Origin of the sequence: Terrimicrobium sacchariphilum (assembly GCF_001613545.1) — a bacterium.
In the GTDB taxonomy this organism is placed as follows: domain Bacteria; phylum Verrucomicrobiota; class Verrucomicrobiia; order Chthoniobacterales; family Terrimicrobiaceae; genus Terrimicrobium; species Terrimicrobium sacchariphilum.
The window spans coordinates 103,836-117,868 of record NZ_BDCO01000003.1; the positions used below are offsets into that span (position 1 = coordinate 103,836).

At 61.1% G+C, this 14,033-nt stretch carries 15 protein-coding genes; 13 read left to right on the plus strand and 2 right to left on the minus strand.

Features of this window, described 5'->3' with window-relative positions; translation table 11 throughout:
- Positions 1 to 15: 15 nt before the first annotated feature.
- From TSACC_RS18130 to TSACC_RS18145, 4 genes are all read left to right on the plus strand, one after another.
- Entirely contained in the window at positions 16 to 801 is a 786-nt protein-coding gene (locus TSACC_RS18130) for a thiazole synthase (RefSeq protein WP_075080892.1), read from the plus strand.
- Positions 802 to 825: 24 nt separating this feature from the next.
- Complete coding sequence (gene mutS, locus TSACC_RS18135) at positions 826 to 3,291, plus strand: DNA mismatch repair protein MutS (RefSeq protein WP_237764021.1); 2,466 nt, start codon at positions 826 to 828, stop codon at positions 3,289 to 3,291.
- A gap of 61 nt (positions 3,292 to 3,352) precedes the next feature.
- Complete coding sequence (locus tag TSACC_RS18140) at positions 3,353 to 4,651, plus strand: chloride channel protein (protein ID WP_153811518.1); 1,299 nt, start codon at positions 3,353 to 3,355, stop codon at positions 4,649 to 4,651.
- 2 nt (positions 4,652 to 4,653) lie between these two features.
- Positions 4,654 to 5,337 carry an SDR family oxidoreductase gene (locus tag TSACC_RS18145; RefSeq protein WP_075080894.1) on the plus strand — a complete coding sequence of 228 codons (684 nt, stop codon included), beginning with the start codon at positions 4,654 to 4,656 and terminating at the stop codon, positions 5,335 to 5,337.
- A 3-nt stretch (positions 5,338 to 5,340) separates the two neighbouring features.
- On the opposite strand, the gene TSACC_RS18150 is transcribed toward TSACC_RS18145, so the two are convergent.
- On the minus strand, positions 5,341 to 5,682 hold the full coding sequence (locus TSACC_RS18150; RefSeq protein ID WP_075080895.1) for an Hpt domain-containing protein: 342 nt from the start codon (positions 5,680 to 5,682) through the stop codon (positions 5,341 to 5,343).
- Between the two features lie 70 nt (positions 5,683 to 5,752).
- Positions 5,753 to 6,331, minus strand: a complete 579-nt coding sequence (gene aat, locus TSACC_RS18155) for a leucyl/phenylalanyl-tRNA--protein transferase (RefSeq protein WP_075080896.1) — start codon at positions 6,329 to 6,331, stop codon at positions 5,753 to 5,755.
- 59 nt (positions 6,332 to 6,390) lie between these two features.
- Between aat and TSACC_RS21955 the strand changes: the two genes are divergently transcribed.
- The 9 genes from TSACC_RS21955 to TSACC_RS18195 all read left to right on the plus strand — a co-directional run bounded on the left by TSACC_RS21955 (position 6,391) and on the right by TSACC_RS18195 (position 14,033).
- The gene (locus TSACC_RS21955; RefSeq protein WP_153811519.1) at positions 6,391 to 6,537 is read left to right on the plus strand and encodes a hypothetical protein; all 147 of its coding nucleotides are present in this window, start codon (positions 6,391 to 6,393) and stop codon (positions 6,535 to 6,537) included.
- A gap of 26 nt (positions 6,538 to 6,563) precedes the next feature.
- The gene (gene guaA, locus TSACC_RS18160; RefSeq protein WP_075080897.1) at positions 6,564 to 8,138 is read left to right on the plus strand and encodes a glutamine-hydrolyzing GMP synthase; all 1,575 of its coding nucleotides are present in this window, start codon (positions 6,564 to 6,566) and stop codon (positions 8,136 to 8,138) included.
- Positions 8,129 to 8,617 (plus strand): pantetheine-phosphate adenylyltransferase, encoded by a 489-nt coding sequence (gene coaD, locus TSACC_RS18165; protein ID WP_075080898.1) that lies wholly within the window; start codon positions 8,129 to 8,131, stop codon positions 8,615 to 8,617. The genes guaA and coaD overlap by 10 nt, the downstream gene beginning before the upstream one ends.
- The gene (locus tag TSACC_RS18170) at positions 8,614 to 9,063 is read left to right on the plus strand and encodes a YceD family protein (protein WP_075080899.1); all 450 of its coding nucleotides are present in this window, start codon (positions 8,614 to 8,616) and stop codon (positions 9,061 to 9,063) included. The genes coaD and TSACC_RS18170 overlap by 4 nt, the downstream gene beginning before the upstream one ends.
- A 2-nt stretch (positions 9,064 to 9,065) precedes the next feature.
- Positions 9,066 to 9,251 carry a 50S ribosomal protein L32 gene (rpmF, locus tag TSACC_RS22640; RefSeq protein ID WP_075080900.1) on the plus strand — a complete coding sequence of 62 codons (186 nt, stop codon included), beginning with the start codon at positions 9,066 to 9,068 and terminating at the stop codon, positions 9,249 to 9,251.
- 85 nt (positions 9,252 to 9,336) lie between these two features.
- Complete coding sequence (plsX, locus tag TSACC_RS18180; protein ID WP_075081428.1) at positions 9,337 to 10,356, plus strand: phosphate acyltransferase PlsX; 1,020 nt, start codon at positions 9,337 to 9,339, stop codon at positions 10,354 to 10,356.
- Entirely contained in the window at positions 10,334 to 11,350 is a 1,017-nt protein-coding gene (locus tag TSACC_RS18185; protein ID WP_075080901.1) for a beta-ketoacyl-ACP synthase III, read from the plus strand. The genes plsX and TSACC_RS18185 overlap by 23 nt, the downstream gene beginning before the upstream one ends.
- A 53-nt stretch (positions 11,351 to 11,403) precedes the next feature.
- Positions 11,404 to 12,252, plus strand: a complete 849-nt coding sequence (locus tag TSACC_RS18190; protein WP_075080902.1) for a TatD family hydrolase — start codon at positions 11,404 to 11,406, stop codon at positions 12,250 to 12,252.
- A gap of 50 nt (positions 12,253 to 12,302) precedes the next feature.
- Positions 12,303 to 14,033 (plus strand): methyl-accepting chemotaxis protein, encoded by a 1,731-nt coding sequence (locus TSACC_RS18195; RefSeq protein WP_075080903.1) that lies wholly within the window; start codon positions 12,303 to 12,305, stop codon positions 14,031 to 14,033.

Here is a 14,033-nt window from a genome sequence, read left to right on the forward strand (position 1 = left end):
CACTAAAACGGGCGGATGAGTGGCACACTGAAAATCGCAGACCGGGAATTCAACTCACGTCTCCTCATGGGGACGGGGAAGTTTTCCTCCAACGAGGTCATGCGCGACGCCCTCGACGCCAGCGGATGTGAGATCGTGACGGTCGCCCTCCGGCGCGCCGACCTGACGGGCAAAAACGATCCCTTCGCCAATATCCTGGAATTCATCGACCCGAAGCGCTACCTGCTCCTGCCCAATACCAGCGGAGCGAACACCGCCGAGGAGGCGATCCGGCTCGCCCGCCTCGCTGCCGCCGCCGGGCTGCCGAAGTGGGTGAAGCTTGAGATTCACCCCGACCCGCATTACCTCCTGCCCGATCCCATCGAGACGCTGAAAGCCGCCGAGGTGCTGGTGAAGGAGGGCTTCACAGTCCTGCCCTATATCAACGCCGACCCCGTGCTGGCCAAGCGCCTCCAGGACGTCGGCACCGCCACGGTCATGCCGCTCGGCGCTCCCATCGGCAGCAACCGGGGCATCGAGACTCGCGCCCAGATCGAGATCATCATCAGCCAGGCCACCGTGCCGGTCGTGGTGGATGCCGGCATCGGCGCTCCCAGCCATGCCGCCGAGGCGCTGGAGCTCGGAGCGGATGCCGTGCTCGTCAATACCGCCGTCGCGGCTGCCGGTGACCCGGTGGCCATGGCGCGCGCCTTTCGCAAGGCGGTCGAGGCCGCCCGCGAGGCGGTCGAGGCGGGATTGCCCACCCAACTCGACCATGCCGAGGCGACGAGTCCGCTCTCGACTTTCCTGAAAAGTGCTTAAATAAATCGCGAGCCCTCCACGCCCGTGGCCGAAGACAAGCAAACCCCCATGATGAAGCAGTATCTCGCCGCCCGGCGGGAACTGCCGCCGCGCACGATCCTCCTGTTCCGGCTCGGGGATTTCTACGAGATGTTCGGCGAGGACGCGAAGGAGGCGTCGGCCATTCTCAATGTCGCGCTGACCAAGCGCGGCGAGATGCCCATGTGCGGGGTGCCTTCGCATTCGGCCCGTGGTTACATTGAAAAGCTGGTCAAAAGCGGCTGGCGCGTTGCCCTGTGCGATCAGGTGGGCGAGGTGCAGGCGGGCAAGCTCGTCCGCCGCGAACTGACCCAGGTGCTCAGCGCGGGTACGCTGGATGACTTTGGCCTCGATGACCGCAAGCCGAACTATCTCGCCGCCATCTGCCAGCGCAAGGACGGCATCGGCCTGGCGTATTGCGAGCTGAGCACGGGCGAATTTCGCGTGGCGGAGTTGCCGGACCTCGCCGCTGTTCTCAACGAACTGGCTCGCGTCTCTCCGGCGGAAACCATCGCGCCATCGCATCAGGAGGAGTTCTTTCGCGGCGTGGCCGGAGTGAACTTTCTCGACGGCTATATCTTTGAGCCCGAGCCCGCGGCGGAGGTGCTGCTGGAGCACTTCAAGGTGCACTCGCTTGATGGCTTCGGCGTAGCGGAAATGCGCGCAGCAGTGGGCGCGGCTGGGGCGCTCCTGCATTATCTGACCCGCCAGATGCGGCGCAGCGTCTCGCACCTCCGGCGGCTCCAGTCCTACCAGACAAGCCAATACCTTGTGCTCGACGCCGTCACGCAAGCCCACCTCGACCTGGTCGAGTCGCGCGGCGGGAGAGGCATGACGCTCCTCGGCGTGCTGGACCGTGCCGTGACGCCGATGGGCGCGCGCATGATCCGGGAATGGATTCTCCACCCCCTGCGCGATGTGGAGTCCATCGTCGCCCGCCAGCAGGCCATCGCCCGGCTGCTGGAGGATTCAATTCAACTTGGCAAACTCCGGGAGCATCTCGGCTCGATCCGCGACCTTGAGCGGGCCGCCTCGCGGCTCAATGGCTCGTCCGGCAATGCACGCGACCTTGCCGCGCTCGGGGCATCGCTTTCCCTCGTTCCCGCCGTGGCGGACGCCGCACGTGCGATTGGCAGCCCGTTGATCGATTCGCTTGCCGAACGTCTTTCGCCTCTGCCCGAGCTGGTGGAAAGTATCGCCCGCGCTGTGGTGGATGAGCCCCCGGCTCTTTTGCGGGAGGGTGGATTTGTCCGCGACGGCTTTGATCCCGCGCTGGATGAGTTACGCTCCGCTTCCCGAGAGGGCAAGGACTGGATCGCCAATCTCCAGGAGCGCGAGATCACCCGCACGGGGATCAAGTCGCTCAAGGTGCGCTTCACCTCGGTCTTCGGCTATTTCATCGAGATCACGAAGGCCAATCTCCCGTCCGTCCCCGAGGATTATGTGCGCAAGCAGACGACAGTAAACGGCGAGCGATTCATCACCCCCGAGCTCAAGGAGATCGAAAACAAGATCCTCGGCGCCGACGAACGCGCCAAGGCTCGCGAGGCCGAAATTTTCCAGGAACTCCGCGCCCTCGTGGTAGGGCATCTTGCCGCGATCCAGGAGACCGCCGCCTCGCTGGCTTCCCTCGATGCCCTCGGTTCGCTGGCCGAGACGGCGCGCCAACTGCATTACTGCCGCCCGGTGGTGGATGATTCCGGGGTGCTGGAGATCGTGGAGGGACGCCACCCGATCCTCGACTTTCAATCCACCGGCGAGCGGTTTGTTCCGAACGACACCTCGCTGGACACCGACGGCCACCGTTTCGCCATCATCACGGGTCCGAATATGGCGGGTAAATCCACCTACATCCGGCAGGTGGCCCTACTCACGCTCATGGCCCAGATCGGCAGCTACCTGCCCGCGCAATCCGCCCACGTCGGGCTGGTCGATCGTATCTTCACGCGCGTGGGTGCGAGCGACGATCTCACCAAGGGGCAGAGCACCTTCATGGTCGAGATGAACGAGACGGCGAACATCCTCAACAACGCCACCGGCAGCAGCCTTGTCATCCTGGATGAAATCGGGCGCGGCACGTCGACCTTCGACGGTCTCTCCATCGCCTGGAGCGTGGCCGAGCATCTGCACGATGTGATCGGCTGCCGCACGCTCTTTGCCACCCACTATCATGAGATCACCGATCTCGAGCGCACTCGCTCTGGGGTGCTGAATCTCAATGTCGCCGTACGCGAGTGGAACGATCAGGTCATCTTCCTGCGCAAGATCCTCGAGGGTCGCGCGGACCAGAGCTACGGCATCCAGGTCGCCCGGCTGGCAGGATTGCCTGATGTCGTGCTGAACCGTGCCAAGGAAATCCTCAACAACCTGGAAAAAGCAGAACTTAACGCCGAGGGCGAGCCGGTTATTGCCCGCTCCCGCCGGAAAAAGGCGGCGATTCAGAACGGGCTCGATCAGCTCAATCTGATCTAGGGCGCTGGGGGCGGATATATTTTTCGTTGCCGCGTCTGGTGGTTCCTGCGCTTCTATTTCCGTGAAACTCGAAGTGCGGCGCAATCTCTCCCAGATCGCCGGAACCGCGTTGATCGGCCTCTGCGCCGGTCTCGTGGCGGTCTTTTTCCACATCGCGATGGAACGGACCTTTGACTATCTGATCCGAACACCCTCGACTCAAAACCACTGGTGGTTTGGCTACACGACGATCTTCCTGATGGTCGCAGGCGCGGCCTTGACGGGGTTCCTCATTTCCCGTTTCGCTCCGGATGCGCCGGGCAGCGGAATTCCGCAGGTCAAGGCGGCCTATCACTCCGGGCGACTCGATTTTTCCTGGAACCTGATCTGGGTGAAATTCCTCGGGGGCGTGCTCTCGATCGGTACGGGTTCCAGTCTGGGCCGTGAAGGCCCCACGATCCACATCGGCGCAGCCATCGCGAGCAAGGTGGCGAACATTCTCGGTGAGGACAAGGCGGCCAAGGCCAATGCGGTGTGCGCAGGCTCGGCAGCTGGACTCTCGGCTGCCTTCAACAGTCCGCTGGCGGGTGTCACCCTCGTGCTGGAGGAAATCGCCGGAGGCAAGAACCAGCATAAATTCGCCGGGCGGTCGCTGCTCGCCGCCGCCCTCGCGGCCAGCGTGGTGTTTTTCCTGAGCCATGACCAGGCATGTCTGCCCATCGGGAAGGATCTGCTGTTGTCGTGGAAAGTGATGGCGCTCGCCCCGGTGGTGGCGATTTTCTCCGGGTTCTGCGGGCTGACTTTTCAGTATTTCACCTTGCGGCTGCGCAATCGCATGAAGCACATCAAGCTGCCGATGCCCTTCAAGCTGGCGCTGGGGGCCTTCCTGGCCGGTCTGGTGGCGCTGCTCTGTTTCCGCCTCGTAGGGTACGTGGGGGTTTTTGCACTGGGCGAGGTGACCTTGCAAAAGGCGCTCAACCATGAGGTCATCTGGCAGGCGGCCCTAGTGCTGCTCATAGGCAAGATCATCGCGACGAGCCTTTGCTATGGCACGGGCGGCTGCGGCGGCATCTTTGCCCCCATCGTCTTCTTTGGCGCGATGGCGGGGCTGGTGGTTGGAGGGGTGGCCACTCCCTTCCTGGCGCTCACGCCCGATGACCAGGTGCTTCTCGCTCTCGTCGGCATCACGGGAGCTCTCGGAGCAGTCGTTCGCGCGCCCATCACGTCCATCCTTATCGTGATGGAGATGACATGGCAGATTCATGTATTGCCTGCCCTCATGATCGCGGCGGTGATTTCGGTCTTTCTCAATCGCACCTGCTTCCAGGCCAACTTCTACGATGCCGCACTCCTGCAGGATGGCATCAAGATTCCTGATTGATCATGGCGGGCATTGTTCTCATCACAGGCGCCGCGCGCGGCATCGGTCGGGGACTGGCGAAGAAATTTGCGGCGGAAGGCTGGCTGGTGCTGGCCGCTGCGCGACGCACGACCGATGTCTCGCTCGATCCGGCCATTCACGCGATTCCCCTGGATGTGCTTTCCGACGATTCCGTGAGCAGTGCAGCGGCTACGATAGCGGCGGGCTATCCCTGCATCGACATGTTGATCAACAATACAGCGGTTTTCCCAGGTGAGGGCAATGAGCGGTTGGAGGACATTCCCGCGGAGTGGTTTGAGGACGCCTTTGCCACCAATGTTGTCGGGGTGATCCGGGTGACCCGGGCGTTTCTGCCGTTGCTACGGAAATCCGCCTCCGCCCGTATCATCAACATCTCCTCCGGAGCGGGCACGGTTTCGGAAAAGACCGATTCGGCCTACTATCCCTATAGCGTCTCAAAGGCAGCGCTGAACATGCTGACGCGTGCAATGGCGGCTGAGTACCGGGAGGAGAAAATCCCAGTGTTTGCTCTCAGCCCGGGATGGGTAAAAACAGATATGGGCGGCTCCGCCGCGCCGTTGAGCGTGGAGGAATCCGCCGGATCTCTTTTCCAGACGACGACCCGGCTCGAATTGGAGAAAAGCGGAGGTTTCTTCGGGCGCGATGGCGAGGTTTACCCTTGGTAACGCTCAGGCGTTTCGTTGGATGCGCACCTCGGCTACGGCCTTCTCAAAGCTCAGCGTCGCATCGCCCAACAAGGCGGTGGCGTCGATGAGCGAGCCGGTTTTTGCATTTTGCTCCAGGGTTGCCGCAGCACGGCTCACGCCGACGAACCCAAAGTTCGCGGAACTTCCCTTGATCTGATGTGCGACCTTGGCGGCGGCTGAGGCGTCTCCTGCCAATACTTTATCCCGCAACTGCGAGAGGAGGGTTGGCATTTCCGAGACGAACTCCCGGTAGATCTCCACAAAATCGGGGGTGAAACCGTCGGCGATCATGTCGAGTTGTTCCCAATCGATCAGCGCAGACATCGTGGTGGGATTATGCAATGGGATGCGTTGTGGCTCAAGGAGATTAACTCGGGTGTGGCTGGGATCTCTTCTATGTCCATAGAGCTTTGGCGGCCAGACTCTTTGCAAGGAGTTTGAGGTACTTGGAGCGAGCAATCTCCCGGGCGCCGAATCGTTTCAGGTGAGGTGTCACCCACTGCGTATCGAGGAGGAGAAAACCGCCGCTTCGAAGCCGCTCCACCAGGCGTACCAGAGCGACCTTGGATGCGCCCGATACGTAATGGAACATCGACTCTCCAAAAAATGCTGCACCCAGCCGCACGCCATAAAGCCCCCCAGCGAGCTTGCCATCGCGCCAGACTTCCACCGAGTGCGCGGCGCCATTGCGGTGCAGGGCGAGGTAGCTGCGGATGAGAGTCTCGTCGATCCAGGTTTCCTCCCGTTGTCCGCAGGCTCTCATCACGGTCTCGAAGCAGGTATCGATCCGGATTTCCCAGGCTGGGTCGTCCAGGGTTTTGAGGGTTCCATGGGGGATGTGAAAGTCTTCCAGCGGGACGATGCCTCGAGGGTCGGGGGAGAAGCAGCGGATCGACCCATCGGCCATGGCCATGGGGAACCATCCGGAAGCATACAAACCAAGAAGCTGCTCCGACGGAATGATAGTTGCCATAAGAGGGTCGTCCTTTCTAATATCCGCGCGTGAGATGCGTGACAATTTTAATGGGCATTATGTCCCTGCTCCTCGTTGGCGGCTGTTCCGTAGCGGAACAGGACGTGAGCGACGTGGGTCAGCGATTCCAGCAAGGCATTCAGGGCCAGGGACGTATCGTGCCAAATAATCCCACTGCCGACAGCTTCGGCTCCGACTACCAGTAACCAAGCATCTCCGCTCCACAACTCTCATGTCCGTTTCATCCTCCACGCCCGAGGACAAGATCGTCATTCTCGATTTCGGGTCCCAATACACGCAAGTCATCGCCCGCCGCATCCGCGAGTGTCACGTTTACTCGGAGATCGTTCCGTTCACCACCAGCGCCGCGCAGATCAAGAAACTCGCCCCGAAGGGCATCATTCTCTCCGGCGGCCCGGCCAGTGTTTATGCCAAGGGCGCGCCCAAGGCGGACAAGGGGATTTACAAGCTGGGCATCCCGATCCTCGGCATCTGCTACGGCATGCAGCTCGTTTCGCGTGATCTCGGCGGCCAGGTGGAGCGCTCCGCCCGCCGCGAGTACGGCCCGGGCAGCTTGAAGGTGGATCGTCGTTCTGATCTCTTCCACGATCTTCCAGCCACCCTGGACGTCTGGAACAGCCATGGCGACAAGGTGACGAAGATGCCCGAGGGCTTCCGGGCCATCGGCAAGACGGAGAACTCTCCTCATGCCGTCATTGCCGATCCGAAGCGCAAGATTTTCTGCCTCCAGTTTCACCCCGAGGTGGCGCATACGCCAAAGGGCAAGGAGATCATCCAGAACTTTGTCCATCGCATCGCAGGCTGCAAACCGAGCTGGACGATGGGCTCCTTCATCGAGCGCATCTGCCAGCAGATCCGTGAGCAGGTGGGCGACGGGCAGGTGATCCTCGGCCTCAGCGGCGGGGTGGACTCCTCGGTCGCTGCGGCTCTCATTCACAAGGCCATCGGCGACCAGCTCATCTGCATCTTTGTCGACAATGGTCTGCTGCGCGCCCGTGAGACGGCGGCGGTGGAGAAGCTCTTCCGTGACAATTTCCACATCCGCATGAAGACCGTTGATGCCTCGGCGATCTTCCTCAAGAAGCTCAAGGGCGTCACCGATCCCGAGAAAAAGCGCAAGATCATCGGCAACGAGTTCATCAAGGTCTTCGAGGCTGCAGCCCGCGATCTCAAGAAGTCGTCGCCCGGCAAGTACCGCTTCCTCGCCCAGGGCACACTTTACCCCGACGTGATCGAGAGTGTCTCGATTTCCGGCAATCCGGCGGCCTTGATCAAGAGCCACCACAACGTCGGCGGCCTGCCCGAGCGCATGAAGTTTGAACTCGTGGAACCCCTCCGCCAGCTCTTCAAGGACGAGGTGCGCGAGGTTGGCACTGAGCTCGGCCTGCCCAAGGAGGTCGTGCACCGTCAGCCATTCCCGGGCCCGGGTCTCGCTGTCCGTGTCCTCGGGGACATCACGGAGGAAAAGCTCCGCATGGTACGCGAGGCCGACGCCGTCGTACTCGAGGAGATGAAGGCCAGCGGCTGGTACTACAAGGTATGGCAGTCCTTCGCCGTCCTGCTCCCGGTTCGTTCCGTGGGCGTGATGGGGGACGAACGCACCTACGAAAACACCATCGCCCTGCGCGTGGTGGAGAGCCGTGACGGAATGACCGCCGACTGGGTGCGCGTCCCCTACGACATCCTTGCCCGTATTTCGACCCGCATCATCAACGAGGTCGATGGCGTGAATCGCGTCTGCTACGATATTTCCAGCAAACCGCCGGCCACCATCGAATGGGAGTAACCCGAGCCATCTATCCCGGCAGCTTCGATCCGATCACGCTCGGCCATCTGGATATCATCCTCCGGGCGCGTCGGATGTTTGACTCCGTGATCGTGGCGGTCGCCTTCAATGAGGCGAAAAAGCCCCTTTTCACCGAGCAGGAACGTATCGAAATGGTCGAGGAAGCCCTTGGGGGCGCTCCCGGTATCGAGGTGCGTCTGCTCGATGGGCTGCTTGTGGATTTTGCACGTGATCAGGAGGCGTATGTCATCGTGCGCGGATTACGGGCGGTGTCGGACTTTGAGTTTGAGTTCCAAATGGCGTTGATGAACCGGCGGCTGGAACCCCGGCTCGAGACCATTTTCCTCACGCCGAAGGAGGATTACACTTATCTCAGCTCCCGCATCGTCAAGGAAGTGGCCAAGCTCGGGGGCGATGTACGCCCTTTTGTGCCGCCTAACGTTGTGCGTCTGCTCAAGGAGAAGTATTCTAGGGAATGAAAGTCCATCTGCACCAGATCCCCCAGGGCGGTACTTTGCTGATCGAGGGGGAGGAGGACGCATCGTTCCTCGGCCTCGAGGAGGCGGATGCCAAAGCGCTGTCGCCCGTCCGTTACGCGCTCGATGTCGGCTTGTCCGATGGCGGGCTTTTTGCCACCGGGTGGCTGGAAGTCGAGGTCGAGCTTCGTTGCGTCGCCTGTCTCGAAACCTTTCCCACGAAGGTCCGAATCGACCCTTTTGCCCTCCAAAAAGAGTTGGATGGACGAGAGTTGGTTGACTTGACGGAGGAGATTCGAGAAGATATTCATCTTGCCCTTCCCTCGTACCCACGATGTGATGCCGAGGGGGAAAGGGCGTGTCCAGCCAGCTTTCCGCGGGCGTCTGCAACCGAGTCGTCAGGCGCTGTTGCTTGGGATGCCTTGGACAAACTGAAAAATAAAGACTGATTATGGGAGTTCCTAAACGTAAAACCTCTAAGATGCGCCTTCGCACCCGCAAGGCGGCCAACCGCTGGCATGCGCCGAAGCTTTCGAAGTGCCCGCAGTGCGGCGCCGCCGCGCGCTCGCATACCGCTTGCCCGGCTTGCGGATATTACAAGGGACGCCAGGTCCTGACCGTCGACGCTGCTGAATAAGTAGTTCCCGGCGCGCCATGGCTGGTTTGTTCAGCACAGTCGCAAAAATAGATCAAGGGGCCGCTTGTCGGCCCTTCCTCTTTCAATGAGGCTGGCTCTGGATGCCATGGGGGGTGATTATGCCCCCGCGAACCCCGTTGCGGGCGTCGTCCAGGCGCTGCGCCAGTATCCCGATTTCACCGTCATTCTCGTCGGCGACGAAGCCAAGGTCCGTGCGGAGGTAGCGAAGCACGACCTGAGCGGAGTCGCCGATCGCGTCTCGTACCATCATGCCTCGCAGGTCGTGGAGATGGGCGAGAGCGGACTCGAGAGTGTACGGAAGAAGAAGGATTCCTCGGTCAGTCGTGCGATTGATCTCATCAAGGAAGGGAAGGCGGATGCCGTGGTATCCGCCGGACATACCGGCGCGCTCGTCGCCGCCGCGACGATCAAGCTGAGAACCCTGAGCGGGATTCACCGCCCCGGGCTTGCTGTCGTGATCCCGGCCGATCCCAAAGGGTTTCTGCTCATCGATGCAGGGGCCAATATCGATCCGGCTCCCGAGCATATCGTAGGCTACTCGATCATGGGCAGCATCTACGTGCGCGAGATCCTGGGGTACAAGGAGCCCCGCGTCGGGCTGATGTCCATCGGCACCGAGGCGAGCAAAGGCAACGAATTTACCAAGTCCTGCTACGAACTCCTCGAGCAGGCGCCCATTAATTTCGCCGGCAACGTCGAGGGGCATGGGCTTTTTAAAGACCCTGTCGAGGTCGTCGTATGCGACGGCTTTGTGGGCAACATCCTCCTCAAGACCGTGGAAGGGCTGGCCAAGTCGCTCTTCCAGTGGATCAAGAAGGAGATCGTGAAATCTCCCGTCCGCATGCTGGGCGCGTGGCTGACCAAAGGCGCGTTCCAGGCGATTCGCAAGCAGACCAGCACCGACGAGTATGGCGGCAGCCCGCTGCTCGGAGTGAACGGCGTTTGCATCAAGGCCCACGGCAACTCCTCTCCGACGGCCATCAAGAATGCGGTGCGCGTTGCGCGCGAATTTGTTGCCCAACGGGTCAATGAGCGCATAGTAGAGGCCATCGATACCCATCATGAAAAACTCGCCGCGCAGTAAAGTGCGCAAGCCCTCCCGCGCCGTTTCCATCGTCGGAACCGGCAGCTATGTTCCCGAGAAGGTTCTCACCAACGCAGAACTGGAAAAGATGGTCGATACCACGGATGAGTGGATCGTCTCCCGTACGGGCATCAAGGAGCGCCGCATCGCTGCCGAGGGAGAATTCACCAGCCACATGGCGACCAAGGCCGCCCAGCGCGCCATGGAGCAGGCGGGAGTGACGGCAGAGGAGATTCAGCTCATCGTCGTGGCCACGGTCACTCCGGACACCTTTTTTCCTTCGACCGCCTGCCATGTCCAGCGTCAGCTGGGGGCAAAGAATGCGGCCTGTTTCGATATTTCCGCGGCTTGTTCGGGATTTCTCTACGGCATCGAGGTTGCGCAGCAGTTCATCAGCAATCACACCTACGAGACCATTCTCGTCATCGGTGCGGATCGTCTCAGCTCCATCGTCAACTGGAATGACCGCAATACCTGCGTGCTCTTCGGCGACGGAGCGGGAGCTGCCATCCTGCGCTATCGCGCTGAATCCCATGGTGTTATCAATACCTTTATGGGGAGCGATGGCAACTACGGCGACATCCTGCACATGCCGGGTGGCGGTTGCGCCGTGCCGATCACCGCAGAGAATGTCGACCAACGCCTGAACACCCTGCACATGAACGGTCGTGAGACCTTCAAGCAGGCTGTCATTTCCATGATGGCTGCGGCCAACACGGCGCTGGATCGCGCCGGTCTCAAGGTGGAGGATCTTACCTGCGTGATTCCTCACCAGGCCAATCTCCGCATCATCGAGGCCCTGGCCGATCGTATGGACCTGCCGCTCGAGCGATTCCACATGAACCTCGACAAATACGGTAATACCTCCGCGGCGGCGGTCGCGATCGCCCTCGACGAGGCCAATCGACTCGGCCGGTTCAAGGTCGGCGATTATATTCTCATGGTGGTCTTTGGCGGCGGTCTGACCTACGCCAGTTCTGTCGTCCAGTGGTAGGGCAGGGGCTTTCCGCCCTCGCTTCCCGTCGGAAGATGTGCCAGCTTTAAGCCATGCTCATCGACACCCACGCGCATCTCGATTATCCGGACTTCCAGCAGGACCTTGACGAGGTGCTGGCTCGTGCCGCAAACGAAGGGGTGACGCGGGTCATCACGATCGGCACTGGCCTGGATAGCAGTGCCCGGGCCATCGCGCTCGCGGAAAAGTATCCGCAGGTCTACGCTGTTGTCGGGGTGCATCCTACCAATGTCCTCGAGGAGGAAGCGGATTTCCTGCCCGCCCTCCGTGAGCTGGCCCGGCATCCCAAGGTGGCTGCCATCGGCGAGACGGGCCTCGATTACCATCATCTACCCAGCGAAACCTTGCAGACTTCTCCGGCTCTGGCGGCTCTCCAGGCGGAAAGTCCCGAGGACGCCCAGGCTGCCGTGATGGATGGAGCGTATAAGTCGGCCCAGGCGGATGCTTTCCGCGCCCAGCTCGATCTCGCGGTGGAACTCGGGCTGAATGTCGTCATCCATCAACGTGACGCATGGGACGATACGCTCGATCTTCTCAAGCCTTATACCGGCAAGGTGCGTGGAGTGTACCATTGCTTTGGCAATTTCCCCGACCAGGCCCGCCAGATTCTCGACCTCGGCCATCTCGTCTCTTTCACGGGTATCGTGACATTCAAGAACGCAGGGCTGGCGCGCGAATGCGCTGTCACGTTGCCATTGGACAAATTCATGGTGGAGACGGATTGCCCCTACCTCGCGCCGGTGCCGTTTCGAGGGAAACGCTGCGAGCCTGCCCATACCCGCCTCGTTGCGGAAAAGATCGCCGCCGAGCGGGGGATTTCACTACAAGACCTCGCTTCTGCCACCACCCAGACAGCGGAAGGGTTTTTTCGCCTGAAATAGACTGCAACGTTGCGTCGATCTGGCGGAATCGTTAGGGTGGCCAGATAGCTATGCGTTGGACTATCAGCCGCCAGATCGCTGCGGGTTATGCGATTTCCCTTCTCTTCGTCATCGCACTGGGCGGTACCGCGTATTGGACCTCTCATCAGATGCTCGACGCCTTTGACCAGCGGCGGAATGCGACGCAGATTATTCTCGCCTCGGATCAGGTTCTGAACCTGGTCCAGGATGCGGAAGGCGGGCAGCGCGGCTATTTGCTCACCGGGTCCGAGCCTTATCTGGAACCCTATCGGTCGGCGATATCCCGTCTTCCCTCCGCAGTAGATACCCTGAAGCTGCTGGTAGGAAAATCAGCTCTGGGGCAGGATGGGCTGGCGGAATTGCAGACAGCGGTAAATGACAAGCTTGCGGAGCTCGCCCATACGATCGACCTGAGGCGTGGCGCGCAGGGTGCCGCCGCCCTTGAGATTGTCAATCAGGGGGCGGGAAAGGAAGCAATGGATCGCATCCGACAGCGGCTGGATGTCATCAAGCAGGCTCAGCTCAATGAACAGGGCGCCCGCAACGAGGAGGCGCAGAGCGCCGCCGCGTTCCTGCTCGATGTACTCGTCATCGGCATTCCGGTCTCTGTGATTGTCATGATCTTCTCGGGCATCGTGACCTCGCGTCGCATTCTCCGACCCGTCGCGGAGATTACCGAGGCGGCTCGTTCGGTCTCGGAAGGGGATCTTGAGGTAAAGCTTCCCGAGAAGTCCAAGCTCGAGGAGATTCATGCCCTTACGCGTTCTTTCGGGAGCATGGTGTCGTCCCTGCGGCAATCGGCGAAACTGAGCGAGCGTCTTGCTTCCGGCGACCTGACGGTCGAGGTGAAGCCTCTCTCCGACAAGGACGTGGTCGGCAAATCGCAGGCCGATATGGTGACCAAGCTTTCCGACCTGATCGAGCAGGTGCAGCGCTCGGGCGTGCAGGTCAACTCGTCCGCAGTGCAGATCGCGGCCGCGTCGAAGGAGCAACAAAGCACTGCCAGCGAGATGGCATCCACGACCACCGAGATCAGCGCCACATCAAAGGAGATCAGCGTGACGGCGGCCGAGTTGCTGAAGGCTGCCGATAATATGAATGAGGTGTGCCAGAGACTGGCGGGCCTCGCTGTTGATGGCAAAGAGGGGCTGCAACGAATGGATCAGGTCATGCGGCATATCATCGACGCCTCAGCCGCAATCACCGCGCGGTTTGGAGAAATGAATGATCGCGCCGGGACCATCAGTTCGGTCGTCACCACCATCACCAAGGTCGCCGACCAGACCAACCTCCTCTCGCTCAATGCCGCCATCGAGGCTGAGAAAGCGGGGGAATACGGACGCGGCTTTTCCGTGGTTGCCGCCGAGATCCGCCGGCTGGCCGATCAGACTGCGGCCTCTACACTCGACATTGAGCAGATGGTCAAGGAGATGCTCGCCTCGGTGTCTGCCGGCGTGATGGGGATGGACAAGTTTTCGGAGGAGGTGCGCCGCAATGCCCACGAGGTGACTGATGTCACCCGCCAGATCGATGGCATGATTGAGCAGGTCCAGTTGCTCGCGCCCGGCGTGGAATCTGTTTACGAGGGCATGCGCACCCAGACCCAGGGGTCGGCCCAGATCAGCGAGGCGCTCGTCCAGCTTGGTGATGCCGCGCGGCAGACGGCGGACGCCATCCGCGATTCCAACAGGGCAGTGGAGCAGCTCAACGAGGCGACCGGGGGGCTTCAAAAAGCCGTCTCCCGGTTCAAACTGCGGTAA